19 protein-coding genes are annotated in these 23,670 nt (G+C 66.0%); 11 read left to right on the forward strand and 8 right to left on the reverse strand.

The genetic code is table 11. From position 1 onward, the window contains the following. Window positions 1–215: 215 nt before the first annotated feature. Window positions 216–1,610, reverse strand: coding sequence for an oxygen-independent coproporphyrinogen III oxidase (hemN, locus tag RSPPHO_RS08725; RefSeq protein ID WP_014414895.1), 1,395 nt, complete (start codon window positions 1,608–1,610; stop codon window positions 216–218). Window positions 1,611–1,820: 210 nt separating this feature from the next. Here hemN and RSPPHO_RS08730 point away from each other — a divergent pair, with 210 nt between their 5' ends. After that, window positions 1,821–2,600 carry a hydroxypyruvate isomerase family protein gene (locus tag RSPPHO_RS08730; RefSeq protein ID WP_041794816.1) on the forward strand — a complete coding sequence of 260 codons (780 nt, stop codon included), beginning with the start codon at window positions 1,821–1,823 and terminating at the stop codon, window positions 2,598–2,600. Window positions 2,601–2,663: 63 nt separating this feature from the next. On the opposite strand, the gene RSPPHO_RS08735 is transcribed toward RSPPHO_RS08730, so the two are convergent. From RSPPHO_RS08735 to RSPPHO_RS08750, 4 genes are all read right to left on the reverse strand, one after another. Then, window positions 2,664–3,998: a M16 family metallopeptidase gene (locus RSPPHO_RS08735; RefSeq protein ID WP_014414897.1), complete on the reverse strand. Its 1,335-nt coding sequence runs from the start codon at window positions 3,996–3,998 to the stop codon at window positions 2,664–2,666. After that, window positions 3,995–5,407 carry a M16 family metallopeptidase gene (locus RSPPHO_RS08740; RefSeq protein ID WP_242390460.1) on the reverse strand — a complete coding sequence of 471 codons (1,413 nt, stop codon included), beginning with the start codon at window positions 5,405–5,407 and terminating at the stop codon, window positions 3,995–3,997. The genes RSPPHO_RS08735 and RSPPHO_RS08740 overlap by 4 nt, the downstream gene beginning before the upstream one ends. Before the next feature lie 204 nt (window positions 5,408–5,611). After that, window positions 5,612–5,899, reverse strand: coding sequence for a 50S ribosomal protein L28 (gene rpmB / locus RSPPHO_RS08745; RefSeq protein WP_014414899.1), 288 nt, complete (start codon window positions 5,897–5,899; stop codon window positions 5,612–5,614). Window positions 5,900–5,956: 57 nt separating this feature from the next. Next, window positions 5,957–6,628 carry a LysE family translocator gene (locus RSPPHO_RS08750; RefSeq protein WP_051013771.1) on the reverse strand — a complete coding sequence of 224 codons (672 nt, stop codon included), beginning with the start codon at window positions 6,626–6,628 and terminating at the stop codon, window positions 5,957–5,959. Window positions 6,629–6,935: 307 nt separating this feature from the next. Here RSPPHO_RS08750 and RSPPHO_RS08755 point away from each other — a divergent pair, with 307 nt between their 5' ends. The 3 genes from RSPPHO_RS08755 (at window position 6,936) to RSPPHO_RS08765 (ending at window position 11,078) form a co-directional block, all read left to right on the forward strand. Beyond that, window positions 6,936–7,832, forward strand: a complete 897-nt coding sequence (locus RSPPHO_RS08755; RefSeq protein WP_041794818.1) for an HpcH/HpaI aldolase/citrate lyase family protein — start codon at window positions 6,936–6,938, stop codon at window positions 7,830–7,832. Next, window positions 7,829–8,884, forward strand: coding sequence for a MaoC family dehydratase (locus tag RSPPHO_RS08760; RefSeq protein ID WP_014414902.1), 1,056 nt, complete (start codon window positions 7,829–7,831; stop codon window positions 8,882–8,884). The genes RSPPHO_RS08755 and RSPPHO_RS08760 overlap by 4 nt, the downstream gene beginning before the upstream one ends. Window positions 8,885–9,113: 229 nt before the next feature. Beyond that, window positions 9,114–11,078, forward strand: a complete 1,965-nt coding sequence (locus tag RSPPHO_RS08765) for a methyl-accepting chemotaxis protein (protein WP_162138092.1) — start codon at window positions 9,114–9,116, stop codon at window positions 11,076–11,078. Between the two features lie 64 nt (window positions 11,079–11,142). On the opposite strand, the gene RSPPHO_RS08770 is transcribed toward RSPPHO_RS08765, so the two are convergent. Continuing rightward, window positions 11,143–11,646: a DUF6803 family protein gene (locus RSPPHO_RS08770; protein WP_041794820.1), complete on the reverse strand. Its 504-nt coding sequence runs from the start codon at window positions 11,644–11,646 to the stop codon at window positions 11,143–11,145. 75 nt (window positions 11,647–11,721) lie between these two features. Beyond that, on the reverse strand, window positions 11,722–12,039 hold the full coding sequence (locus RSPPHO_RS08775; protein WP_041794821.1) for a hypothetical protein: 318 nt from the start codon (window positions 12,037–12,039) through the stop codon (window positions 11,722–11,724). 192 nt (window positions 12,040–12,231) lie between these two features. Here RSPPHO_RS08775 and RSPPHO_RS08780 point away from each other — a divergent pair, with 192 nt between their 5' ends. After that, entirely contained in the window at window positions 12,232–14,331 is a 2,100-nt protein-coding gene (locus RSPPHO_RS08780; protein ID WP_041794823.1) for a RecQ family ATP-dependent DNA helicase, read from the forward strand. Window positions 14,332–14,504: 173 nt separating this feature from the next. Further along, the gene (locus RSPPHO_RS08785) at window positions 14,505–15,611 is read left to right on the forward strand and encodes a DNA-processing protein DprA (protein WP_014414906.1); all 1,107 of its coding nucleotides are present in this window, start codon (window positions 14,505–14,507) and stop codon (window positions 15,609–15,611) included. Window positions 15,612–15,675: 64 nt separating this feature from the next. Here the strand turns inward: RSPPHO_RS08785 and RSPPHO_RS18885 are convergent, their stop codons facing one another. Continuing rightward, window positions 15,676–15,927, reverse strand: a complete 252-nt coding sequence (locus RSPPHO_RS18885) for a SpoIIE family protein phosphatase (protein ID WP_277905325.1) — start codon at window positions 15,925–15,927, stop codon at window positions 15,676–15,678. Here RSPPHO_RS18885 and RSPPHO_RS18890 point away from each other — a divergent pair. From RSPPHO_RS18890 to cobN, 5 genes are all read left to right on the forward strand, one after another. Then, window positions 15,813–16,349, forward strand: a complete 537-nt coding sequence (locus RSPPHO_RS18890; protein WP_157879145.1) for an MT-A70 family methyltransferase — start codon at window positions 15,813–15,815, stop codon at window positions 16,347–16,349. The two genes, RSPPHO_RS18885 and RSPPHO_RS18890, sit on opposite strands and share 115 nt — an antisense overlap. A gap of 254 nt (window positions 16,350–16,603) precedes the next feature. Next, entirely contained in the window at window positions 16,604–17,455 is an 852-nt protein-coding gene (locus RSPPHO_RS17765) for a hypothetical protein (RefSeq protein ID WP_242390461.1), read from the forward strand. Window positions 17,456–18,573: 1,118 nt separating this feature from the next. Next, a complete protein-coding gene (locus tag RSPPHO_RS08805; RefSeq protein WP_014414547.1) occupies window positions 18,574–18,870 on the forward strand; it encodes a hypothetical protein in 297 nt (98 codons plus the stop codon). Window positions 18,871–19,228: 358 nt separating this feature from the next. After that, the gene (locus RSPPHO_RS21935) at window positions 19,229–19,594 is read left to right on the forward strand and encodes a helix-turn-helix domain-containing protein (RefSeq protein WP_041794825.1); all 366 of its coding nucleotides are present in this window, start codon (window positions 19,229–19,231) and stop codon (window positions 19,592–19,594) included. Between the two features lie 359 nt (window positions 19,595–19,953). Continuing rightward, window positions 19,954–23,424, forward strand: coding sequence for a cobaltochelatase subunit CobN (gene cobN / locus RSPPHO_RS08815; protein WP_081581697.1), 3,471 nt, complete (start codon window positions 19,954–19,956; stop codon window positions 23,422–23,424). Window positions 23,425–23,670 lie beyond the last annotated feature (246 nt).

The following is a 23,670-nucleotide window of genomic DNA, read 5'->3' on the forward strand; positions in this document are numbered from 1 at the left end:
GCCGGGGAGGCGGGGCCTCCCCAGACCCCTCCAATCCTTGGGGGATTCTTCAAGGCAAAGGGGCAGCCTTCTTCCCCATTGTCCCGGCTGGCGAGACGGCGTAAAAGCGAGAGTTCTGTTCGCCTTGCGAACCGAGTCTCAAAACGGGGGGGGCAAGGGTAAAAAGGAAGGTTGGGGAGGCGCGGCCTCCCCAAGCCCCTCGGTCGTTTCGGGGGTTAGACGGCGCGGGAGTGGCGCTGTTCGCCCATCTTGAGGTAGGTGTCGAACTTGGCGCACACGGCGCGCACCAGGGGGCGGCCCAGTTCGGTCATGCGCACCACCTGTCCCTCGCGCACCAGCACGCCATCGGCCTCCAGGTCGTCCATCGAGGCGATTTGGGCGGCGAAGGCGTCGTCGGCCAAACCATGGGCGCGGGCCACCTCGGCGACATCAACCCACAGGTCGCACATCAGGCGCTCGATGATGGCGCGGCGCACCCGGTCATCGTCGTTGATGGCGATGCCGCGCTTGGTGGCGAGGTGGCCGGCCTTGATGGCGGCCTTGTATTCGTTGATGTCGAGCTCGTTGACCACATAGCCCTGGGGCAGGTAGCCAATGCCCGAGGCGCCGAGGCCGATCAGGGTGGGAGCGGTGTCGGTGGTGTAGCCCTGGAAGTTGCGGTGCAAGGTGCCGTCGCGCAGGGCCAGGGCCATCTCGTCGTCCGGGGCCGCGAAGTGGTCGAGGCCGATCGGCACGTAGCCCAGCTCGACAAAGCGATCGGTGGCGCTCAAGTACTGGTCCCAGCGGGCGTCCACGTCCGGCAAGGTGGACTCGTCGATCAGGCGCATGGCCCGCTTCATCCAGGGCACGTGGGCATAGCCAAACAACGAAACGCGGCGCGGCTTGAGGGCCAGGGCGCGCTCGACGGTATGCAGCACCGTTTCCGTGGTCTGATGCGGCAGGCCGTAGATCAGGTCCATGTTGATGTCGGTGATGCCGTTGGCCCGCAGCCACGAGAACACGTTCTCGACCAAGCTCATCGGCTGGACGCGGTTGATAGCCTTTTGGACCTTTTCCTCGAAGTCCTGCACACCGATGCTGGCGCGGGTCACGCCGGCCTTGACCATGGCCTTGACGTACTCCTCGGTCGCCGTGCGCGGATCCATTTCCAGGGCCACTTCCGCGGTCTCGGACACGCCAAAGCGGGCGCGCAGGAAGTCCATGGTGCGCTGGAGGTCATCGCCGGTCAAAATGGTGGGCGAGCCGCCGCCAAAGTGCACGTGGGTGACGTTGAGCGGCCCCGGGAGCTTGCTGGCGACCAGTTCGGCCTCGGCCAGCACGGCTTCCAGGTACTCGGCCACGGGCTCGTAGCGCTTGGTCACGCGGGTATGGCAGCCGCAGAACCAGCACATGTCGGCGCAATAGGCGATGTGGATGTAGAGCGAGGCGGGGGAGCCGGCCTCCAGCTCCGACAGCCACGTGGCATATTGGTCGGGACCGACCCCGGCATGAAAATGGGGGGCCGTGGGATAGGAGGTATAGCGCGGCACCCGCAGGTCGTACTTCGCCGACAGTTGCTGCACCCGCGCGCTGGTCGTCAGAGGAATCAAAGTCGCCGTCTCGCCACCCATCGGAGCCGCTCTCCCGCATCATAAGGATCTTGCCCCGCCTGTTTGGGGCACCGGACCCCCCTCGTCAACGGCCCGGTCCCGGTCTAGGATGGGTCAGGAAGGAAGGTCGTGCGGGCCGACCCCATCGTCCCGTTTACACCCGGCGGGAGAGAAAGGGCGGCCCCTGGCTCGTGCTTACCCCCTCGTTTAACGTTTGTCCAGGATATCCCCATGCCGCGTTTCGCCGCGAATCTTTCGACCCTGTTCACCGACCGCCCCTTGGAGGAGCGCTTCAAGGCGGCGGCCGCCTGTGGGTTCATTCAGTTCCCCTACGCCCTCTTGCCCGAGCGCGTGGGCGACCTCGTGGCGATGAATGGCCTGGAACTCGCCGTCTTCAACGCCCCCCCGGGCGACTGGGCCGCCGGCGAGCGCGGACTGGCCGCCCTGCCCGGCCGCGAGGAGGAATTTCGCGACAGCATCGAGTTGGCCCTGACCTACACCGATCTCACCGATTGCTTTCGCCTGCACGTCATGGCCGGTGTCGTCGAGGATGAGGATCTCTGGCCCGAGGCCCTCGACACCTACACCGCCAACCTCGCCTGGGCCGCCGAGCGCTGCGCCGAGGAAGACGTCAAGGTGGTAATCGAAGCCATCAATACCGGGGACATGCCGGGCTATTTCCTCCAGCGCCCCGACGACGCCGTGCAGGTCCTGGAGGCCGTGGACCACGACAACTTGGCCCTCCTCTACGACCTCTATCACGCCCAGATCATCCAAGGCGGCCTGACCGACTTTATCGAAACCCACCTGGAAAACATTGCCCACATCCAGGTGGCCCAGGTCCCGGGGCGTCACGAACCCGACCAGGGCGGCGAAATCAACTGGCCCTATCTCTTCACCTTGCTCGATGCCCATGGCTACTCGGGCTGGATCGGCTGCGAATACCTCCCGCGCACCACCACCGAGGCCGGCTTGCGCTGGGCCCGCGACTTTGGCCTGTCAGCCCCCTAATCGGAACGGAGGGGCTTGGGGAGGCCCCCGCCTCCCCAACCTTTCCTTTTTTATGTGTCCCCGTCACTTCCCCTTGAGCACATCGGCCGGCCCGACCACCACGGTGCTCAGGCGCTCGGGATCCATCAAGCGCCGGGCCACCCGGGCGAGGTCGTCACGGGTCAGGGCCTCGATCTTGGCGTTGCGCGTCTGGATATAGTCGGCCCCCAACTCATAAAGCCGCATCGAGGCCAGCATGCCCGCCACCGACTGGGTGGAGGTCAAACGCAAGGGCCACGCCCCGGTCAGGGCGGTCTTGGCGTCCTGGACTTCCTCCTCGGTCGGGCCTTCCTGGGCCAGACGCGCCCACTCGGCCTTAATGACCGCGAGGGACTCGGGCAGGCGGCTGCTTTCGGTCGCGGTGGTGGCCATCCACACCCCGGCTTTTTCGAGGGGGTACAGAAAACTCGCCACCGAATACGCAAGGCCGCGCTTTTCCCGCACCTCGTCCATCAGCCGGCTGGAGAACCCGCCGCCGCCCAAAATGTGGTTGAGCACATAGGCCGCATGCCAGTCTGGATCCGAGCGCAAGAGGCCGGGCTGGCCCAAGATCGCCGTGCTTTGCGGGATGTCGAGGACCACCCCCTCGGTCTCCCCTTTGAAACGCGGAGCGGCCGGCGGCAGAGCGGGACCCTTGGGATGCAAGGGCAGGGCCCCGAAAATGCGGTCGATCACGGTCGCGGCCTTGCGCGCATCAATGGCCCCGGCGATGCCAACGGCGAGTCCCTTGCGCGCAAGACGGGCGCGGGCAAAGTCCCTGATGTCGTCGATGGTCAAGGCGCGGACACTGGCCTCGGTGCCCTCCTCATCGTGGGCATAGGGATGGTCGTCGAAGACCGCCTTGAACCATGCTTGGTTGGCCAGGGCCTGGGGGTCGCCGCCTTGATGGCGCACCGTGGCCAGTTGCCCCGCCCGCATGCGTTCGACCGCCTCGGGATCGAAGCGGGGCTGGGTTAAGGCCAGCGCCAGCAAGTGCACGGCCTCGTCCAGGGTCTCGGTGGTGGTGCGCAGCGAAATGGAGAGGTAGTCGCGCCCGGGATCGAAGCTCAGGTCGATGGCCAGATCCTCCAGGCGCTGCTGGAAGGCCTGGGCGTCCAGGTCACCGGCCCCTTCGTCGAGAAGGCGGGCCACCAAGGTGGCAAGCCCCTCTTTGCCCGGCGGATCATAGGCCGAACCAGCCGGCACCAGGACTTGAAGCGACACCACGGGCAAGGTGTCGTCGGAAACCAGATAGGCCCCGACCCCCCTCGGGCTCATGAGGGTTTCCACCTGAAGGGCCGAAGCCGGACAAGGCGCCATCCCCAGGGCCGCAATCAGCCCCACCAGACCCAGGGCGCGGGCCAGATGTATGGGTTTCATCCCTGACCTCCAGGCGTCTCTTCGGGCAAAAGATAACCGGTGACCGCACGGTCCTTGTGCCCCAAAACGGTGCGGGCGGCGGCCAGGACCTGCTCGGGCGTCACCGCCTTGATGCGTTGGGGCCAGGTTTCCACCTGCTCGATGCTGCCCCCGGTGGTCAACGCCGTGCCAAAGACCTGGGCGCCCTCCGACAGAGAATCGCGGGCATAGACCAACCCGGCGGTCAGGCGATGGCGGGCGCGGGCGACCTCTTCCTCACCGACCCCGTCTTGAAGCAAGCGGGCCAGTTCGGCATCCAACGCGTGCTCCAGGGTCTCCAGCGTCACCCCCTCGGCCGGCACCGCCGAGAGCGAGACGCTGCCGTAATCCAGGGCGTCGCCGTGGTAGCCGGCGCCCGCCGACACCGCAAGCTTCTGCTCGACGACCAAGGAGCGGTACAGGCGGCTGGTCGCGCCCTCGCCCAACAAGGTACTGAGCACGCTCAACGCCGCCGAGAGATGCTCGGGATCGGCCGACTCCGACGGGGCCACGTACTGACGCAACAGCAGGCTCTGGTGCACCTGGGCGTGGCGCACCGTCACCCTGGCCTCGGCTGGGGGGGGCAGGGATCCCGGACGCCCCCGAGGCGGCGTCGGGCGGGCCGACACCTGACCATAGGTTTGCTCGGCCAAGGGCTTGAGCTCGGCCGCCGTGATGTCGCCGGCCACCACCAAGATGGCGTTGTTGGGGGCGTAGTGGCGCTCGTAAAAGGCCAGGGCGTCGGCCCGGGTGAGGGCCATCAGTTCCTCTTCCCAGCCAATGATCGGATTGCGGTAGGGGTGGGTCCCCCACAGCGCCTGGCCCATGCGCTCGAACAACAGAGCCGACGGTTCGGTGTCGGTGCGCTGGCGCCGCTCTTCGCGCACCACGGTGCGTTCGGTCTGGAAATCCTCTTCCGACAAGCGCAGATGCGCCATCCGGTCGGCCTCCAGCCCCATGACGAGGGCCAAGCGATCGCGGGCAATCGACTGATGGTAGGCGGTGTAGTCATCGCCGGTGAAGGCGTTGTCCTGGCCGCCATTGCGGGCCACACGACGGGAGAACTCGCCCGGCGGCACGCTGTCGGTGCCCTTGAACATCAGGTGTTCCAGCAAGTGAGCCAGCCCCGACTTGCCCTGGGGCTCGTCGGCCGCGCCCACCTTGTACCAGACCATGTGATGAACCACGGGCATCCGGTGGTCAGGCAGGACCACCACCCTCATGCCGTTGGCCAGAGTGAAGGTCTCGGGATTAAACACCTGGGCCTGGGCCCTGGGGGCATCACTGAGCCCCAAGACCGCAATCATCGACAGCACGGCCCACAAGCGTCCAGACCAAAAGCGCCCGGGCCGCATACGGCCAGGGAAGCGCAAGGAAGAAATAACGGACATCGCTGGACGGATCCTCACAGCAGGGTTCCGGCGTGGCCAGTTCTCCTTGGAAGGCAGAAGAAACCAACCGAGGATCCTACCTAGGGTCTTCCCGCGCAAACGGCAAGCGCCTCTGCCCCGCCCCCGGACACGCAAGACAGCCCGCCAGACGGCTGGCGGGCTGCAAACGAAGGCCGAGGATCGGGCACGCACAAGGAGGGCGGGTTAGCCCTGCGCCTGAAGCTTGACCAAGCGACGCTTGACGCGGCGCAGATCCGGGGTCAGTTCGGCGGTCGGGGTCGCCAGCAAGAAGGCATCAATGCCGCCACGGTGCTCGACGGTGCGCAGGCCGTGGGTGGACAGACGCACGCGCACCGGCTCGCCCAGCTTGTCACTCATCAGCGAGTTGACCTGAAGGTTGGGCAGGAAGCGGCGGCGGGTCTTGATGTTGGAGTGGCTGACGTTGTTGCCGGTCTGAACGCCTTTTCCGGTAACAGGGCAACGACGGGACATGAACCGATCCTTTCGCGACGTTATCTAATCTTAAGGAATTTCGCGGAAGGCAGGGGTCTACGCGACCCACGGGGCAGCGTCAAGGGAAAAGAGCCCTTCCGCCCCCTGGTCCGGCACCACCAGACTGCCCAACACGCCGATTCCAAAGAGAATCAGGGCCCAGCCCGACAGTCGGTTGAGCCAAACCAGCCAAAGCGGGGTGAAATGACTGCGCACCGCGCCCGCCGCCGCCGAGAGAATCGCCCACCAGAGCGTGGAGCCGGCAAACACCCCAAGAATCAGCTCGCCAGCCCGCACCGCGTCGCCATCAAGCGACACCACGCTAAACGAGGCAAACACCGCCATGAACGCCAACACGGTGGCGGGATTGGTCAGGGTGATCATGAACGTCGAGAGGAAATCGCGCAGCAGGCCCACGTGGGTCGTGCCCTCGGGAATCAGGACCGCCGGCTTGCGCAGCGTGTGCCAGCCCAGCACCACCAAGAAAATCCCGCCGCCCAGCGACAGCGCGACCTTGTGGACCATCAAAAAATTACTGACCAAGCCGATGCCCAGGGCCGCCACCGCGCCATAAAAGGTGTCCGCCACCGCCGCGCCCAGCCCGGCGATAAAAGCCGCCAGCCTGCCATCGGCGAGGGCCTTGCGAATGCACAGGATTCCCACCGGCCCCACGGGAGCGGCGATCAGGAAGCCGACGATCAGGCCTTTGAAAAACGGATAAAAGCTCATGCGGGGGGACATCCACCGTGGGGACCGCGCTAGAGATAGCGTTCCAAGGCGCCGTCTCAAAGGCCTATCTCGTCCTCCATGAAACGATCATCCGCCCGCCACAGACGCCCTCCCCCCCGGACTGTGCCCTGGGGAGTTATTTTGCGCTGCGGGAGACTTGTCACAAGGCGCAACAATGCCTAAGGTTTTGCCAGCCGGGGCGCAACATCCTTTCTTTTTGTCGCGCCCCCCATGGTCTTCGGGACACGACCCGGCCCATGGTCCCTGTCACCGCCGGGGCCCTGCCCCCCTTTCAAGGGTATCGACGATGGTTCCCACCGTGCGCCCGCGCCGCAGTGTTCTCTACATGCCCGGCTCCAATCCCCGGGCCCTGGAGAAGGCCCGGACCCTGGCCGCTGACGGCCTGATCCTTGACCTGGAGGATGCCACGGCGCCCGACGCCAAGGAAACCGCCCGGGACGCTGTGTGCGCCATGGCCGGCCGCTACGGCAAACGCGAGGTCCTGATCCGCGTCAACGGCCTGGACACCCGCTGGGGCCACGATGACATCCAAGCGGCGGCGCGCTCTGCGTGCGACGGCATCTTGCTGCCCAAGGTCGAGAGCGCCGACATGGTGCGCCGGGCCGAGGCCATCATGACCGCCGCCGGCGCCCCCGCGACCATGGGCCTTTGGTGCATGATGGAAACGCCGCGCGGCATCTTGGAGGCTGCCGCCATCGCCGGCGCCACGGCGCGCCTGCACGGGCTGGTGCTGGGCACCTCGGATCTGGCCAAGGACCTGCACTGCGCCCACACCCGCGAGCGCCAGCCCATGATCACCGCGCTTGGCCTGTGCTTGCTGGCGGCCCGGGCCAACGGCCTTGCGATTTTGGATGGCGTGTATCTCGACCTCAACGACGACGAGGGCTTTGCTTACGCCTGCCGGCAGGGCGCTGATCTGGGCTTTGATGGCAAGACCCTGATCCATCCCAAGACCATTGCCGCCGCCAACGCCGCCTTCGCGCCCTCCGAGGCCGAGGTGGACTGGTCGCGGCGCATTATCGCGGCCCACACCGAGGCCCTGGCCGAGGGCAAGGCCGTGGTGGTGGTCGAGGGCAAGTTGGTCGAAAACCTGCACGTCGAGAACGCCCGGCGCCTCGTCGCGCTGGCCGAGCGCATCACCGAGTTGAGCGACGCCCTCAAGACCCAGGAGAGCAACGGATGAGCAAGACCAATTCCGGCCACTTTTTCGAGGACTTTGCCCTGGGCCAGGAGTTGGTCCACGCCACGCCACGCACCGTGAGCACGGGCGACGTCGCCTTGCACACCGCCCTTTATGGGCCGCGCCTTGCCCTGCACGCCTCCACCCCGTTCGCCCAAGCCCTGGGCTACCGCGAGGCGCCGCTCGATGACTTCATGGTGTTTCATGTGGTCTTCGGCAAAACGGTGCCCGACATCAGCCTGAACGCGGTGGCCAACCTGGGCTATGCCCGGGGTCGCTTCGGGGTGCCGGTCTATCCCGGCGATACCCTGAGCGCCACCAGCACGGTCATCGGCCGCAAGGAAACCTCCAGCGGCAAGACCGGCGTGGTGTATGTCAACACCGTGGGCAGCAATCAGCACGGCGCGATGGTGTGCGACTACGTGCGCTGGGTGATGGTCAATAAGCGCGACCCCGCCTCCCCGGCCCCCGAGGCCGTGGTCCCCGAGTTGCCCGAGCGCGTCGCCCCCGAGAGCTTCGTTGTCCCCGAGGGCGTGTCCTTCGCCGGCTACGACACCACCCGCAGCGGCTCGCCCCACCTGTGGGACGACTATACCGTGGGCGAGCGCATCGACCATGTGGACGGCATGACCATTGAAGAAGCCGAGCACATGATGGCAACGCGCCTGTGGCAAAACACCGCTAAGGTCCACTTCAACCAATATGAACAGGCCAGCGGCCGCTTTGGCCGGCGCTTAGTCTATGGCGGCCATGTCATCAGCTTGGCCCGGTCCTTGTCGTTCAACGGGCTGGAGAACGCCGTGCGGGTGGCCGGGCTCAATGGCGGCCTGCATTGCAACCCAACCTTCGCCGGCGACACCATTCATGCCTGGTCGGAAGTCCTGGAAAGCGTGCCCTTGCCCGGCCGCGACGACGTGGGCGCCTTGCGCCTGCGCACCGTGGCCACCAAGGACCGGCCGTGCGGTTCTTTCCCCTACCGCGACAAGGAAGGACGCATCCTGCCCGAGGTGGTGTTGGACCTGGATTACTGGATCCTGCTGCCGCGCCGCCGCTAAAAAACCCAACAAACCGAGGGGTCTGGGGAGGCCGCGCCTCCCCAGCCTTCCCTCTTTTTACTCAGCCGCCTGCCCCGCCCCCCTTCCCCCGGCCCCCTGTGGGATGAACCAGATTCCCTTGAGAAATACAGACTAATGGTGTAGCCTCCCCCCCTGAAAGAACCTACAAAAAGATGCCCTGCACCGGGATCTCTCCGCTGCGGCCGCGCTGTCAGGGGGTACCATGGGGATGATCAGGCGTTTTTCCCCCTCGTCCTCGCTCTTCGTCCGGATTTTCCTACTGGCTGGCCTGGGGCTTGCCGCTCTCGTCGGGCTGGAAGGGGTGCAACTGATCAGCGACAGCCGGATCAGTCGAGTAGAAGCCGAGGTTGAGGCCCATACCCTGTTGTTTTCCCGCAGCCGGGAGGTACGCCTTCTCACCCTCGACATGCGCCGGGCCGCAACCAGTTTTGTCCTCACCAAACAGGAGGTCGAGGGCGAGGAAGCTGCGACCAGCGGGCGCCGAGCCGAAGCGCTGTTGATCGCTCTGCGCGACGACCCCCTGAACCAGGATCGCCACGACATGCTGGCGGCCGTGGTGACGAGCCTGGGTTTTTACCGGGAAACCCTGGGCAAACTCATCGCGAGCACCACCCGGCTCGGTCTCAACGAAGACAGCGGCCTGGAAGGGGATCTGCGCGCCGACGCCCACGCCTTGGAAAAGGCCCTAGCTCCCGGCGCCGACGACGCCTTGCGGGTCGACCTGCTGACCGTGCGCCGCCACGAAAAAGACTACCTTCTGCGCCACCGCCCCGAGTACCTGGACAAACTGGTCACGGCCGCCACCGCCTTGCGCCAGCATCTGGCAGACGATCCCAGCGGCTCCCAGGGAGAAACCCTGCGTTCCACCCTTGATGCGTATGTCGAGACGTTCCGGCAGTACGTGGCCGAGGACCAAACCTTGCGGCAACTGCTGGCGCAACTGGGGGAGGATTACGCCGCACTCGGCGCCGTGACCGACGCTTTGGGGCAGGAAATCACCGCCGATCAAAGCGCGGTGCTGGCCCAGCGCGATGCCGTGCGCGCCAGCGCCAAGGCGTGGACCTTGGGGCTCGGCATCACCGTGACCGTGGTCTTCTTGCTGTTGGCCACCAAGGTGGCACGCAGCGTGACCGTGCCGCTCGCCGGCCTGACCGGGGTGATGGAGCGGATGGCCCAGGGGGAGCGAGGCTTGGAGGTCGGCTTCCAGCGGGCGCGCGACGAGATCGGCACCATGGCCCGCGCCCTGGAAGTCTTCCGCTGTGCCCTGATCGAGGCCCAGCGCCTGGAGGAAGAAGCGGCCCGGGGCCAGCAGCGCGACTTGGAACGGGGCCAGCGCCTCGTCGTCCTCACTGAAGGCTTCGACAACATCGCCCGCAACGTGCTGGCCGACGTCGGACGCGTGGTGGAGCGGGTGCGCCAAGCCGCCAGCGCCCTGTCCGGCGCCGTGGAAGAAGCCGTGCCCCAAGGCCGCGCCGTGGCCAGCGCCGCCGTGGAGGCCACGGTCACCTTGGAAGCGGTGGCCGCCGCCACCGATGAACTGAGCGCGGCCAACGTCGAAATCAGCCGCCAGATTCACGAGGGCAGTCAGCTTTCACGCCACGCCGTCGAGGGCGCCGAAAGCACGGCCGAACGCGTGCGGCTGTTGCGCGAGGCCGGCGAGCGGATCGGCGCCGTCGTCGTGTTGATCGAGGAGATCGCCAGCCGGACCAATCTCCTGGCCCTTAATGCCACCATCGAGGCGGCACGGGCCGGCGACGCCGGCAAGGGGTTCGCCGTGGTCGCCGGCGAGGTCAAGGCGCTGTCGCTCCAAACGACACGCGCCACCGCCGACATTCAAACCCAGATCTCCAGCGTTCAAAGCGAAACCCGCGACGCCGCCCAGGCCATTCTCGGGGTGCGCGACCAAGTCGTGGCCATCGATTCCGTGGTGACTTCCATCGCCTCGGCCACCGAAGAGCAGGCCGCCGCCACCGGAGAAATCGCCCGCGGCATGACCGAGGCCACCATTGGCACCGGCGCCGTGACCAGCGCCATCACCGAGGTCTCCCGCCTTCTCGGCGATACCGGCGACCTCGCCCACGCCATGCGCGCCGTCGCCGACGACCTCGCCCGCGACACCGGTGTGCTGACCCGCGAGGTGGACCGCTTCCTGGGAGACGTGCGAACCCTCTAACCTCAAGGAGGGGTCGTGGGGACGGCCCGCCTCCCCAGCCTTGTTTTTTTAACGATGTCTCGCCTTAGTTGTGCCCGCCGTGCCCCATCCCTTCCATGGCCCCCGCCCAAGCCAAGGACGGATCAAGCATGCCAAAAATCATGGCGACATGGGCCACCACCAGGAACACGGCCACCAGTCCCGCATGGATCTTCATGCGTTCCCACGGCGAGCGCTCGCGCGCCACAACACCCAGTTCCAGCAAAGCCAGCCCGCCCAGCGGCACGACCCCCAGCAGATAAAAGCCCACGGCGATCACATCAATCGGGCCCCGCCAGCCGCCCGAGGCGCTCAACGGCCCCACCGCCGTGACCAACAGCGTTACCGTGATGCCGGAAAAGTAGATCCCCACTAAAATCCCGGCCCAGCGGTTGATCTGGCGCACCCAGCCGTCAAGGGCGCGGGTGTAAAGCAGATACAACTCCGAGACGGCGATGGTTTCGGCGAGAATCACCGGGATCGCCATGTACAGAATCAAATTCCACGGCTGGTTGACAGCCAGCAGTTCCATATAGTGCGTCATGACCATGACAAAGCACTCTCTCAGCACGACAAAACCGACCGGATCCCAAGGTCCGGCATCGGAAAAACAAAGCGGTTTTGTCTAAACGCGGGGAGGCTTGCGCAACGGCGGCCACGACGGCCCCTCGGGAACCTTCCCTCGGGGCGGCGCCAGCCGGTCGGTCAGGATATCGCGTCGGTGCAGGCTGGGAAAAGCCGGGGCCGAACTCACCGTCATCGCCGGGCAACAAAACACCCCGCTCCCCGGCATCGCCTTCAGGGGGGTCGGCGTCTGAGGCCGCTCCCCGCCACAATGCGCCTTTTCAACACCCCCCATCGGACCCATGGCCATGGCTGCTTCGGATCGCGCAGGACCCAGAGCCATCACGACGGTCACGATCAAGATGAGAAGTGTTCGCATGAATAAAGACTATTCTGGATGCTCTTCGGTGTCGAGGGGGAAAAAAGGAAGGCCGGGGAGGCGCGCCTCCCCAGACCCCTCCGATCCTTTGGAACAGCGCTGGACGAGGGCCGACGAAGCCGGTACCTCGGACTAAGCGACACCGAACAAACGGTGATCGACGCTGTCCCGGGTACAACAGGAGCGCTGATCATGACCGACCGTGCAACGGCCCTCTCTCTCCTGCGTCGGGCTCTCAATAACGACGCCGCCCAATTCCGCCCGGGGCAGTGGGAGGCTATTGATGCCCTGGTCAACGAGCGCAGACGCCTGTTCGTCGTCCAGCAAACCGGCTGGGGGAAAAGCTCGGTTTATTTCATCGCGACCCGTCTGCTGCGCGACCGTGGCCGCGGCCTCACCCTCATCGTTTCTCCCCTGCTGGCCTTGATGCGCAACCAGATCGAGGCGGCAAAGCGCCTGGGCCTGCGGGCTTTGACCATCAATTCGACGAACCACAGCGACTGGCAGGCTCTGCATCAGGAGGTGCGGGGCAATCAAGCCGACGCGCTGCTGATCTCGCCCGAGCGCTTGGCCAACGACGATTTTGTCACCAACGTCTTGCTTCCCATCGCTGGAACGATCGGGCTTTTGGTTGTTGACGAGGCCCATTGCATCTCGGATTGGGGGCACGATTTCCGCCCGGATTACCGGCGCCTCGTCAACGTGTTGCAAAGAATCCCAAGGAACGTCCCGATCCTGGGGACGACGGCCACCGCCAATCATCGCGTGATTGCCGATGTGAAACAGCAGTTAGGGGCGATCGACATCCAGCGCGGTGCCCTGACCCGCGAGACGCTGGCCCTCCAGACCCTGTCCCTTCCCAGTCAAGCCGCGCGCTTGGCTTGGCTGGTGGACCATGTCCCCGATCTTCCCGGCACGGGCATCATTTATACCCTGACAAAGCGTGATGCCACCCAAGTGGCCGACTGGCTCACCCTGCACGGCATCGCGGCGAAGGCTTACCATAGCGAGGTAATGGGGGAAGGCTTTGAAAGCTCGGATGCGTATCGCCAGCACCTTGAAGACCAGCTCTTAAACAATAAAATCAAGGCGCTGGTCGCGACAACGGCGCTTGGCATGGGGTATGACAAGCCAGATCTCGGGTTCGTTGTTCATTATCAAGCCCCCGGATCAATCGTGGCCTATTATCAACAAGTCGGTCGGGCCGGCCGGGGCATTGATCATGCGCTGGGCATTTTGATGTCAGGCGAGGAAGACAGCAAGATCCACGACTATTTCCGGCGCAGCGCCTTTCCCCGCGAGTCGTGGGTTCGAGCCATTCTCGAGGCCCTGGACAACAGCGATGGCTTGAGCGCCCGGGAACTCGAAGGACTCGTGAATCTCCGACAAAGCCAAATCGAACAGGTTCTTAAAATCCTCAGTGTCGATAGCCCCGCCCCGGTCCTCAAGGACGGCTCGACATGGCGCAGAACGCCGGTGCCCTTCCGACTGGACCACAAGCGCATTCAGCGTCTCACCGAACAGCGCGAGGAAGAATGGGCCGAGGTGCAAGACTACCTAAAGGAAACCGGGTGCTTGATGGAGTTTTTGGCCCGCGCCCTTGACGATGCGGACCCTCATCCCTGTGGAAAATGTGCCAATTGCCTGGGGCGGCCGGTCGCCGACCCGGGGTTTACACACCACTCCATCCTTAAGGCTAACCGTTTTCTGCGTCACTCCGAGATTGTCTTGGAGTGTAAGAAGCAAGTCGCCAAGGATGCTTTTGTCGCCTATGGCTTTAAAGGCAACCTCCCGGGAGGTCTGCGCGCGCAAGAGGGGCGCATCCTCTCCCAGTGGGGCGACGATGGCTGGGGCCGCATGGTCGCGGAGGATAAACACCACGGTCACTTCCGCGACGATCTGGTGGGGGCCATGGTGGAGATGGTGCGCGAACGCTGGAAGCCCCAGCCGTCGCCAACCTGGGTCACCTGCGTCCCCTCCAGGAACCACCCGACCCTTGTCCCCGACTTCGCCCAGCGTTTTGCCGACGCTCTCGATCTCCCCTTTGTCCCCGCCGTCCACAAGGTCAAGGATAATGGCCCCCAGAAAGCCCAACAAAATCGGTTTCACCAGTGCCGCAATTTGGATGGTGTGTTCGCCCTTCAGGGAACAATCCCCCGGGGGCCCGTGCTCCTGGTGGATGACGTTGTGGACTCGGCGTGGACGATGACCATCATCGCGGCGTTGCTCCGGCAAGCCGGCAGTGGCCCGGTCTGGCCGGTGGCGTTGACCACCTCCAATGTCGGAGGCTGACATGGATCTGACCCCGCAAGCCCAAGCGGTGATGCTGCTCACCGTCTCGTTCGGCAAACCACAGACCCAGGAGGCCAAGCCCCTCTCCAACAGCGAATGGGCGCGCTTTGCCCTTTGGTTGAAAGACCATGGGCTAGAGCCGGGCTCGCTGCTGCACGGGGAGTCTGGAGACCTTGCTCGCCGGCTTCTTGGACCGGACCATCTCGGTCGCGCGCCTTCGGGCCCTCCTTGGCCGGGGGGCCGCCCTCGGGCTCGCGCTCGAAAAGTGGCAGCGCGCCGGCTTGTGGGTGATGACACGCTCCGACCCGGACTACCCAGAGCGACTCAAGCGACGGCTCCGCGCGGAGTCCCCCGCCGTCCTCTTTGGCTGCGGCAGCAAAGCCCTGCTGAACACCGGGGGCATCGCCGTGGTTGGCGCGCGCGATGCCCAGGACGAAGACCTCGCTGCGGCCGAAACCCTCGGCGCCCAAGCCGCCGCCCAGGGATACACCCTCGTCTCCGGCGGGGCGCGCGGCGTCGATCAACGCGCCATGCTGGGCGCCTTGGAGCGGCGTGGCACGGCGGTGGGGGTTCTCGCCGACAGCTTGTTGCGATCGGCGACATCCTCCCTGTATCGCAACGCCCTCCTGGCGGGCGCCCTGGTGCTCGTCAGCCCCTTCAATCCCGAGGCCGGCTTTCATGTCGGCACGGCAATGGCGCGCAACCGATACATCTATTGCCTCGCCGACGCCGCCGTGGTCATCAGCAGTACCCGCGAGAAGGGGGGGACCTGGAGCGGCGCGATCGAAAACATCCAAGCCAAGTGGGTTCCACTGTGGGTTCGACCCAGCACCGACCCCCAGTCCGGGAATGTCGATTTGGCCGAGCGCGGTGCCCCCTGGCTGCCCGACCCCCTGCCGGCGCTCTCCAGCCTGCTGGAAAAGCCCGCTGTCCCCCTGGTGCCGGCCGCCTTTCCGCAGCCGGCACCACGCGACGAGCCGCAAGGAGAAGCCGAGGCGACTCGGCAAGGTCCTCCCTCGACAGTCCCGGCCCCGGTGTCCCCCGCGCCCCCAGCGCCCTCTGATCTCGAGTTCTATCCCCTGTTCCTGAGGCGCTTGCTTGACCTGACGGCCGCCGCCCCACTGACCCTGGAGGATCTCGCCGCCCGCCTTGATCTGGAAAGGGCGCAGGTGGCCGCGTGGCTGAAGCGTGCCGAAGGGGAGGGGAAAGTCGCAAGGCGGATCAGGCCGGTGCGCTATCAGGCCAGCGTACCGGGGCAGGGACAGGCGTCTCTCTTTTGAGAGGCACCGGAACACCGCCCACAGAAAGAAGAAAGGCCGGGGGAAGCCAGCCCTCGGCAGCCTTTTACCTTGGTATCCTGCCCTCTCCCGCGCTCGACTCCCCCTCGGGCAGGCGGCGCAAGACCAGCAAGGTGGCGTCGTCATCGGGACGGCCGGAGCCGCAAAAACGGTGTAGATCCGCCATCACCCCCGCCGCCACGGATGCCGCATCATCTTGAGCCGCCGAGCGTCCCAAGGCTTCGCGCAGCCGTCGTTCGCCATACAAGGTGCCGGTCGCGTCGATGGCCCCGGTCAGGCCCGGGCTCCAGGCGACCAGGCAATGCTGTCGTTTACCTGTGGACGACAGAGCCCCACGCCGAACTGGCCGACGCCTGCCTTGTCGCCTGGGGCCTTGCGCGCAAGTCGGCGCGCGTCTGGGTCAAGGAAGGGCGCCTCGGCCCCGGGTATTGGGCGCGTGGTCAGCATGAGCGCTTGGTCGAGGCGGTGCAGGACCCCGAGTTGCTGGTGATTGGTGCCCGGGGCATCAAGGTGTGCCCGCCCCCCGGTGCGCGGCCCGGAAGCCTTATTCGAGGGCCCGTGCGAGAGCATTCCCGCAAGCCCGATCAGGCGATCCTCGACATCCTCAAAGCTCACCCAGGCAAAGGGATTTTCGAGGCTTTTGCCCGAACCCCGGTCCCGGGTGTTGTGGGTTGGGGCGATGAGTATGGCCGCTTCCCGACGCTGGATGTCGCCCAATGACTACACCCTTGACCAACGACCTTGTTGGGGCGATGTTGCTCCTTGGAGCCCCCGAAGCCGTGGAAAGCGACGGGGATGGATGCTCCGGTACGAGCGGCGGCCGCCCCGTAAGCCACGCGGTCTTTTTTGTGCCCGGAGTCTGTCCGGCGCACATCGCCCCTATGGCGGGGCGCCCCCGGATACAAAACCCGCAAGGGGAAGAAGGGGGGTCCGACTCGTACCGGATTTCCAACGCTCCCGCCACCAGGGCGGCCGTGGAAAGCCTCTCTGATGGCGCTCATCAACGCCTGTACGAGGGCTGCGACATGGCCGATTCTCACGACGCCACCCGTGCGTCTGCACTTTCCCTTTCCGATCTCGACACCACCGCTGATGAGCCGCGCGTCAAGGACGTGCGCATTGGTGAACGCTTGGGCATGGCCCAGCCGCTCGATATTCGGCGGACCATCGAGAAGAACAGCGATGAACTGAAGCGGTACGGATTGGTTCGCGCGGTGTGCGAGCCAATCCGCAGCGGCAAAGGTCGCATTCAGGAAGTGACCACCTACTACCTGAACGAAGCCCAGACGCTCTTGCTGTGCATGCTGTCGCGCACCGAGCGCGCCGCCGATGTCCGCCAGGAGGTGATCGAGGTCTTTATGGCCTACCGGCGCGGCACGTTGGCCACATCGTCCCCCTCGAAACCTTCCCGCCCCTTGTCCGTCCGCGAAAAGCGGCTCCAGGTCGAGGCATGCCGGAAGACCCTGGGTGCCAGCGCGGCCCAAGCCCTCGCCAAGCGGATCGGGCTTTGGGATGACCTGGGCATTGCCGACCTCGCCGCCTCCGGCCCCGCCCAAGCCGAACTTCCCCTCCCTCCGAACGCCCCGGCCCTGACCGGCGCCCAGGTGCGCCCCGGGATGGGGTTGCTGGTGCTGGAAGATGGGGTGGTGATCTTCGATGCCACGGACGACGCGCTTAAGGACGATGACGTCCTGCTGGCCGTGCGCCCCGGCAAGAATGGCTCGTTCACTTCGGTTGATCGGCTCATGGCTCACGCCTGGAGTGGCGCCCGCACCTCGTGCGTTGCCGTGGGCCGGGTGGTTGATGTGCGGAGGCACGCTATCTGATGGCCCGCGCCCCCTCCACCCTCTTCGCCTTCTTCCCCGGGAGCGGGCCAGCAGGTCGGCTTTGCCGGCAGTGCTGCCACTGGGCTCCCGAGGACAAGGCCGGCCCGCTCCGATCTGGGCCGCGCTGCACGAAGGCCATGGCCATGAAGTCTGGCGCGACGGGCGGCTGCCCTGGGGGCACGCCGGCTTGCAAGTACTTTGGTGAGAGGGGGCGCGTCTGATGCAGGAAATGCATTGGTTCAGGTGGCATCACGGCGCCACCTCCGATCCCAAATTCCGGGTCGTCGCCAAGCGGTGCGGACAGCCGGTCCATGTCGTGATCGCCATCTGGGCCTGCATTCTTGAGCACGCATCGGCCGCTGATGAGCGCGGGTCGATCGCCAGCTTCGACGCCGAAGAGGTCGCCGTTACGCTCGACCTTGAAACGGAAACGGTCGTTACATGCGTTACAGCCATGCAAGGCAAAGTCCTGGATGGCGACGCGGTGCGGTCGTGGGAGCGGCGCCAGGGCGGCACCAAAGCGGCCCCGGCCGGATCGACCGAGCGGGTGCGCCGGTACCGGGAGCGGAAGCGCGCTGCGGGTGCAAACCAAGAAGATAAAGGGAAAACAGATACTTACACAAATGTTACACCGGACGACGAAACGCGTTACCGGGCAGATGAAACGCCGTGTAACGCGATGGAACGCAATGTAACGCATGTAACGCCTCCTAGAGAAGAGGAGAGAAGAGAAGAGGAGATAAGAGAAGGGTGTAAGCAGCAGCAGGAATCCCACAACACCGCGTGCGCGCGCGAGGCGGCCTCGGGTGCTGCTGCTGCTGGGGCGCCGGCTCCTGGAGACGTCCCCCTGGAGGCCCCGAAGTCCCCGAAGTCCTGGCTCGGCCGCCCCGCCGACGCCGACCGGGCCACACCAGACCCCGCTGAAACCAAGCAAGCCGTCGCCCTGATCAAGGCGGCCCTGGAAGGGGCTCGCCGATGGGGGGTGCCCGACAGCCACCCCCCSAGGACGGGGATGAACTTCGGGAGGCGCGCGGCTGGCTCGCGGCCGGAGCCGATCTCTTTGTCAGCAGTCACCCGGAACGTGCGGCGGCAACCGCACCCGGCGAGGAGATCGAGAGATGAAACCGGTTCGGATCATCGGCATGGCGTGGTTCCGTCGAGAAGATTGGCCCCGCGTTCGGGACATCATGGAGGACGCCGACGCCCTCCCGGCGACCTACGAAAAGTGGCTATACCGCGCCGAAAAGGGCGAGAAGCTCATGGGCAAGAGCGGGGTAGTCGTGAAGCGCGCTTACATCGACCCCGAGACCTTCCCCGATTGGTGTGCCGCCCACAGCCTGAACATCGACGCCCAGGGCCGCACACGGTTCGCCGCTGATTGGGTCCGGAAAGAAGAGAGGCTCGCCGAAGACTAGGGTGGTGAACATCGGGAAGGCTCCTTGAGTTAGGCGGCTTTGTCGGGGGAAGACCTGCCTTCCCCCGGAGGGTTCTCGCGGAAGTAGGTCATGAAGCGTTCGTAAGTGCGGACGGTGCAGCTTCCACCTGCCTGAATTCTTCGGAAAAACTTTCCGTTGTTAACGACAAGCGTAGCGAGGCGAGCATGGGAGATTCCCTGCGCCGAGCAGTAGCTTGTGGCTTCAGACATGAGTTTGGCTGTGAGGTCCATGGGAGGCCCGCTTGCTAGAACAGACCGCATTTTGCGGGCAAATGCCCGTAATCGTCAAGGGCAATTGCCCGAATGACGACACATCCCTGGCGAGGGATAATGCCCGCATGTACTCTGATGCGGAAATCCTGGAGCGAATCGTGCGCAGGCTCACGGCCTTAGGCATGAGCGAGAGGAAGGCTTGCCAAGAAGCTGGCATTGGCGTTGACGCCATTCGCGACATCAGGCGTGGGCGCACCCCTCGTGTTGAGGTAATTGTTAAGCTCTCAAAGGTCCTTGAATGCCGCTTGGAATGGCTATTAACAGGTGAGGGCCCTGAGACGGACGAGGCTCCCGCCATGACCCCACGCCAACGCGCCCTTCTCGATTTGTTCTCTGCGCTGCCGCCGGAGGACCAAGACCGGGCGCTTCGGCTCGCTCGTGCGCTGGCGGAACCTGCCGATCCTGCTATTGACGATAGGAAGTGCGGGTAAGGGGCGCGCGCTGGCATTTGTAATATAATACGATTTTATGGTGAGGGCGCTTTTCTGCGTGCGGCATAGCTTGGGAGGAGCAAGTGACCGAAGAGGGAGGCCCACAAGAAGAAGGTATCGGCCGAGCACGCTCTTGGCTGGCAGGCCTTTTTGTGAGGTCCATATCCTCGCTACGGCCAAGCAGTAAGCAAGATATCGCCGACTGGCTTTATCACTCCAAAGAAATCCTTGAGGGCGACGGGAGCAAGGCCGAAAAGGCCAAAGAGCTATCCAGGTCTATAGACGGCAGGGAGTCCGCTTCGCTTTTTGTTCGAGGCATCGTTGAGGCAATCAAATCCTACAAGGACGCCCCCATACCGATGTCCCTCAAGGTTGCCATCCCAATAACTGCTGTTGCCACGCCGGTTTTCTGGGGTCAAGGCGTCGGGGTTGCGGCGTTTGGCGGGGCTGTTGGGCTCCCTGCCTTGCTGCTGGTGTTTCTTGGGTCGGCGGGGATCGGCGCTATCCTGGACGACATTTCCCGCACCCCCGCTGGCGCTGTGCCTCTGAGCGTGATGATCCTTGAGAGCTACGCCGCCAGCCTGATCGGCCACCCGGCGCCATGGCGCGAGCCGGCCCCTTTGCCGGTGGCGGGCCTGTGGGGGGGAGAGCCGACCCCGGACGACCCGCGCCCGCGCGCCGCCGTGGTCTTTTACCGCGCCTTGGTCCAGGCCGGCGATCTGGCCCCGGTCAGCGCCTTGGCCGACGCCCTGCGCCACAGCGGCCTGTCGCCGGTGGCGGTGTATGCCACCAGCCTCAAGGACCCCCTGGCCGCCGCCCTGGTCGAAACCCTGCTGGAGCGTCACCGCCCGGCCGTGGTCATCAACCTCACCGGCTTTGCCCTGGCCGCCCCCGGTCGTCCCCGGAGCTCCCCCTTGCGCGTTGGCGGCGGCCCGGTGTTTCAAGGCGTGCTGGCCGCCAGCACCGAGGCCCAATGGCGCGCCTCGGTCAATGGCTTGCCGGCCCGCGACATCGCCATGGCCGTGGCCTTGCCCGAGGTCGATGGCCACATCCTGGGCCGCGCCCTGTCCTTTAAAGGGGCTTTGGGCACCGACAACGCCTTGCAAGCCGTGCTCGCCCGCCATTGCCCGGTGCCCGACCGCGTGCTGTTCATGGCCCAACTGGCCGCCGCCTGGGCCACCTTGCGCACCACCCCCGCCGCCCAACGCAAGGTTGCCCTGATCTTGGCCAGCTATCCCAGCCGCGAAGGCCGGTTGGGCAATGGGGTCGGCCTCGACACCCCGGCCGCCACCGTCGAGGTCCTGGCCGCTCTGGCCGGGGCCGGCTACACCCTGGCCCCCGAGATTCCGGCCGATAGCGCCGCCCTGATGACCCGCCTCAAGGCCGGCCCCTTGCCCGGCCTGCACCCGGCCGCTGACACCCGGGCGCGGGCCCGCCTGGGCGAGATCTTGCCGCGCGCCACCTACCTCGCCTTCCTGGTCGAGCAGGCGCCGGCCCTGGGCGAGGCGATCACCGCCCGCTGGGGCCGTCCTGAGGAAGACCCGGCCTTTGTCCCCGAGGAAGACGGCTTCGCGCTGGGCATTTTGCGGCTGGGTCACGTGGTGGTCGGTGTGCAACCAGCCCGCGCCCCCGGTCTCGATCCCCAGGCCACCTATCACGATCCCCAGATTGCGCCGCCCCACGGCTATCTGGCGTTTTATGTTTGGCTGCGCCGGGTGTTCGGGGTCCATGCCGTGGTCCACCTCGGCAAGCACGGAACCTTGGAGTGGCTGCCCGGCAAGGCCGTCGCCTTGTCCGACACCTGCTTTCCCGAGGCGGTGTTGGGCCCCTTACCCCACCTCTACCCGTTTATCGTCAACGATCCCGGCGAGGGCACCCAGGCCAAGCGCCGAACCCAAGCGGTGATCCTCGACCACCTGACCCCGCCCCTGACCCGCGCCGAGACCTATGGCGTGCTGGCCGATCTCGAATGTCTGGTGGACGAGTTTTACGATGCCGCCAACGTCGATCCCCGCCGCCTGAGCGTGCTCAAGCGCGAGATCCTTGGGCTCGCCGGGCGCACCGGCCTGCTCGCCGACCTCGGCCTTGATGCCGGCATCGACGAAGAAACGGCACTGAGTGCCCTCGACAACCACCTGTGCGACCTCAAGGACATGCAGATCCGCGACGGCCTGCACGTCTTCGGCTGCTCGCCGACCGGCGACCAGCGTCTCGACCTCCTGCTCGCCCTGGTCCGCGTGCCGCGTGGCGCCCAGCCCGCCGACGCCGGCCTGACCCGCGCCCTGGCCCACGATCTCGCCTTGGCCTTCGACCCCCTTGATGCCGTGCTTGGCACGCCGTGGACCGGCCCCCGGCCCGCTGTTCTGGCCAGCCTCGACCCCCAGCCCTGGCGCACCACCGGCGATACGGTCGAGCGTCTAGAGCAACTAGCCCGCGCCCTGATCGCCGGCACCACCTTGCCCGATCCCGAGTGGTCGGCCACAGCGCCGGTCCTCGCCTGGATCCACGACCGCCTGGGGCCCCAGGTGGACGCCTGCGGCCCGGCGGAAATGGCCGGCTTGCTGCGCGGCCTCGACGGCCAGTTCGTCGAACCCGGCCCGGCCGGCGCCCCCACCCGGGGACGCCCCGACGTGCTGCCCACCGGGCGCAACTTCTATGCCGTCGATCCCCGCGTGGTCCCCACCCCCGCCGCCTGGACCCTGGGCTGGAAAACCGCCAACCTGCTGTTGGAGCGTCACCTCCAGGACCATGGCGAGTGGCCACGCGCCCTCGTCCTCTCGGCCTGGGGCACCGCCACCATGCGCACCGGCGGCGACGACGTGGCCCAGGCCCTTGCCTTGATGGGCGTGCAACCCGTGTGGGATAGCGCGTCGCGCCGCGTCACCGGCTTCGAGGTCATGCCGCTGTCCGTTCTCGACCGGCCGCGCGTGGATGTCACCTTGCGCATCAGCGGCTTCTTTCGCGACGCCTTCCCCGGTCTGATCGACCTCATGGATTCCGCCGTGCGCGCCGTCGCCGCCCAGGGCGACGAGCCGGCCAGCCTCAACCCCCTGGCCCAGCGCGTGCGCGAGGACACCGGCCGCCTGATCGCCACCGGCCTCGACGCCCCCACCGCCCGGCGCCGCGCCGGCTTTCGCGTGTTCGGCGCCCAGCCCGGCGCCTACGGCACCGGCCTGCAAGCCTTGCTCGACGAACACGGCTGGGACAGCGACGCCGATCTGGCCCGCGCCTACATCGCCTGGGGCGGCCACGCCTACGGCGCCGGCGCCGAGGGCGAAGCGGCCCACGCCCTGTTTGAAACCCGCCTGGGACAGGCCGAGGCCGTGGTTCAAGCCCAGGACAACCGCGAACACGACCTTCTCGACTCCGACGCCTACTACCAGTTCGAGGGCGGGGCCGCCGCCGCCGTCCGCTGGCTCTCGGGCCGCCAAGCCGCCCTCTACCACGCCGACACCAGCCGCCCCGATGCGCCTCGCCTGCGCACCCTAGAGGAAGAAATCGCCCGCGTCGTACGCGCCCGCGTCGTCAATCCCCAGTGGATTAAAGGCGTCATGCGCCACGGCTACAAAGGCGCCTTCGAAATGGCCGCCACCGTCGATTACCTCTTCGCCTTCGCCGCCACCGCCCGCACCGTCAAAAACCACCACTTCGATCTTGTCGCCGAAGCCTACCTTCTCGACGACACCGTGCGCACCTTCCTCGCCGACGCCAACCCCGAAGCCCTCGCCGACATGGCCCAACGCCTCCTCGACGCCATCGACCGCGGCCTCTGGCGCCCGGCCCGCAACGACATGGGGCCCTTTCTGGGGGAAATGGCCGGGCGTCGGTGAGGGTGGGGATGGGGTCTGGAAAGGCTGCGCCTTTTTGGGGGCTGCCGCCCCCAAGCCCCGGCCTGGGGAAGCACGCTTCCCCAGACCCCTCGTGATGGTGTCGCCCGTTATTTAAGGGCGCTTACCTTAGCTCCTTCCCTATTTAAGCCAAACCGACATTGCTTAAATAACGATTCAGCCGCATAATGGGGTATGGCAGAATCAGTCCCAAATCCTCGGCGAGGCCGCTTCGTTGATACCCCTGTT

This window comes from Pararhodospirillum photometricum DSM 122, assembly GCF_000284415.1.
Taxonomy (GTDB): Bacteria; Pseudomonadota; Alphaproteobacteria; order Rhodospirillales; family Rhodospirillaceae; genus Pararhodospirillum; species Pararhodospirillum photometricum.

Coding starts and splice junctions, on each gene's coding strand:
- hemN (WP_014414895.1), bottom strand. CDS start 1,610: ATGGGTGGCGAGACGGCGACTTTGATTCCTCTGACGACCAGCGCGCGG.
- RSPPHO_RS08730 (WP_041794816.1), top strand. CDS start 1,821: ATGCCGCGTTTCGCCGCGAATCTTTCGACCCTGTTCACCGACCGCCCC.
- RSPPHO_RS08735 (WP_014414897.1), bottom strand. CDS start 3,998: ATGAAACCCATACATCTGGCCCGCGCCCTGGGTCTGGTGGGGCTGATT.
- RSPPHO_RS08740 (WP_242390460.1), bottom strand. CDS start 5,407: ATGTCCGTTATTTCTTCCTTGCGCTTCCCTGGCCGTATGCGGCCCGGG.
- rpmB (WP_014414899.1), bottom strand. CDS start 5,899: ATGTCCCGTCGTTGCCCTGTTACCGGAAAAGGCGTTCAGACCGGCAAC.
- RSPPHO_RS08750 (WP_051013771.1), bottom strand. CDS start 6,628: ATGAGCTTTTATCCGTTTTTCAAAGGCCTGATCGTCGGCTTCCTGATC.
- RSPPHO_RS08755 (WP_041794818.1), top strand. CDS start 6,936: ATGGTTCCCACCGTGCGCCCGCGCCGCAGTGTTCTCTACATGCCCGGC.
- RSPPHO_RS08760 (WP_014414902.1), top strand. CDS start 7,829: ATGAGCAAGACCAATTCCGGCCACTTTTTCGAGGACTTTGCCCTGGGC.
- RSPPHO_RS08765 (WP_162138092.1), top strand. CDS start 9,114: ATGATCAGGCGTTTTTCCCCCTCGTCCTCGCTCTTCGTCCGGATTTTC.
- RSPPHO_RS08770 (WP_041794820.1), bottom strand. CDS start 11,646: ATGGTCATGACGCACTATATGGAACTGCTGGCTGTCAACCAGCCGTGG.
- RSPPHO_RS08775 (WP_041794821.1), bottom strand. CDS start 12,039: ATGCGAACACTTCTCATCTTGATCGTGACCGTCGTGATGGCTCTGGGT.
- RSPPHO_RS08780 (WP_041794823.1), top strand. CDS start 12,232: ATGACCGACCGTGCAACGGCCCTCTCTCTCCTGCGTCGGGCTCTCAAT.
- RSPPHO_RS18890 (WP_157879145.1), top strand. CDS start 15,813: ATGCCGCATCATCTTGAGCCGCCGAGCGTCCCAAGGCTTCGCGCAGCC.
- RSPPHO_RS08805 (WP_014414547.1), top strand. CDS start 18,574: ATGAAACCGGTTCGGATCATCGGCATGGCGTGGTTCCGTCGAGAAGAT.
- RSPPHO_RS21935 (WP_041794825.1), top strand. CDS start 19,229: ATGTACTCTGATGCGGAAATCCTGGAGCGAATCGTGCGCAGGCTCACG.
- cobN (WP_081581697.1), top strand. CDS start 19,954: ATGTCCCTCAAGGTTGCCATCCCAATAACTGCTGTTGCCACGCCGGTT.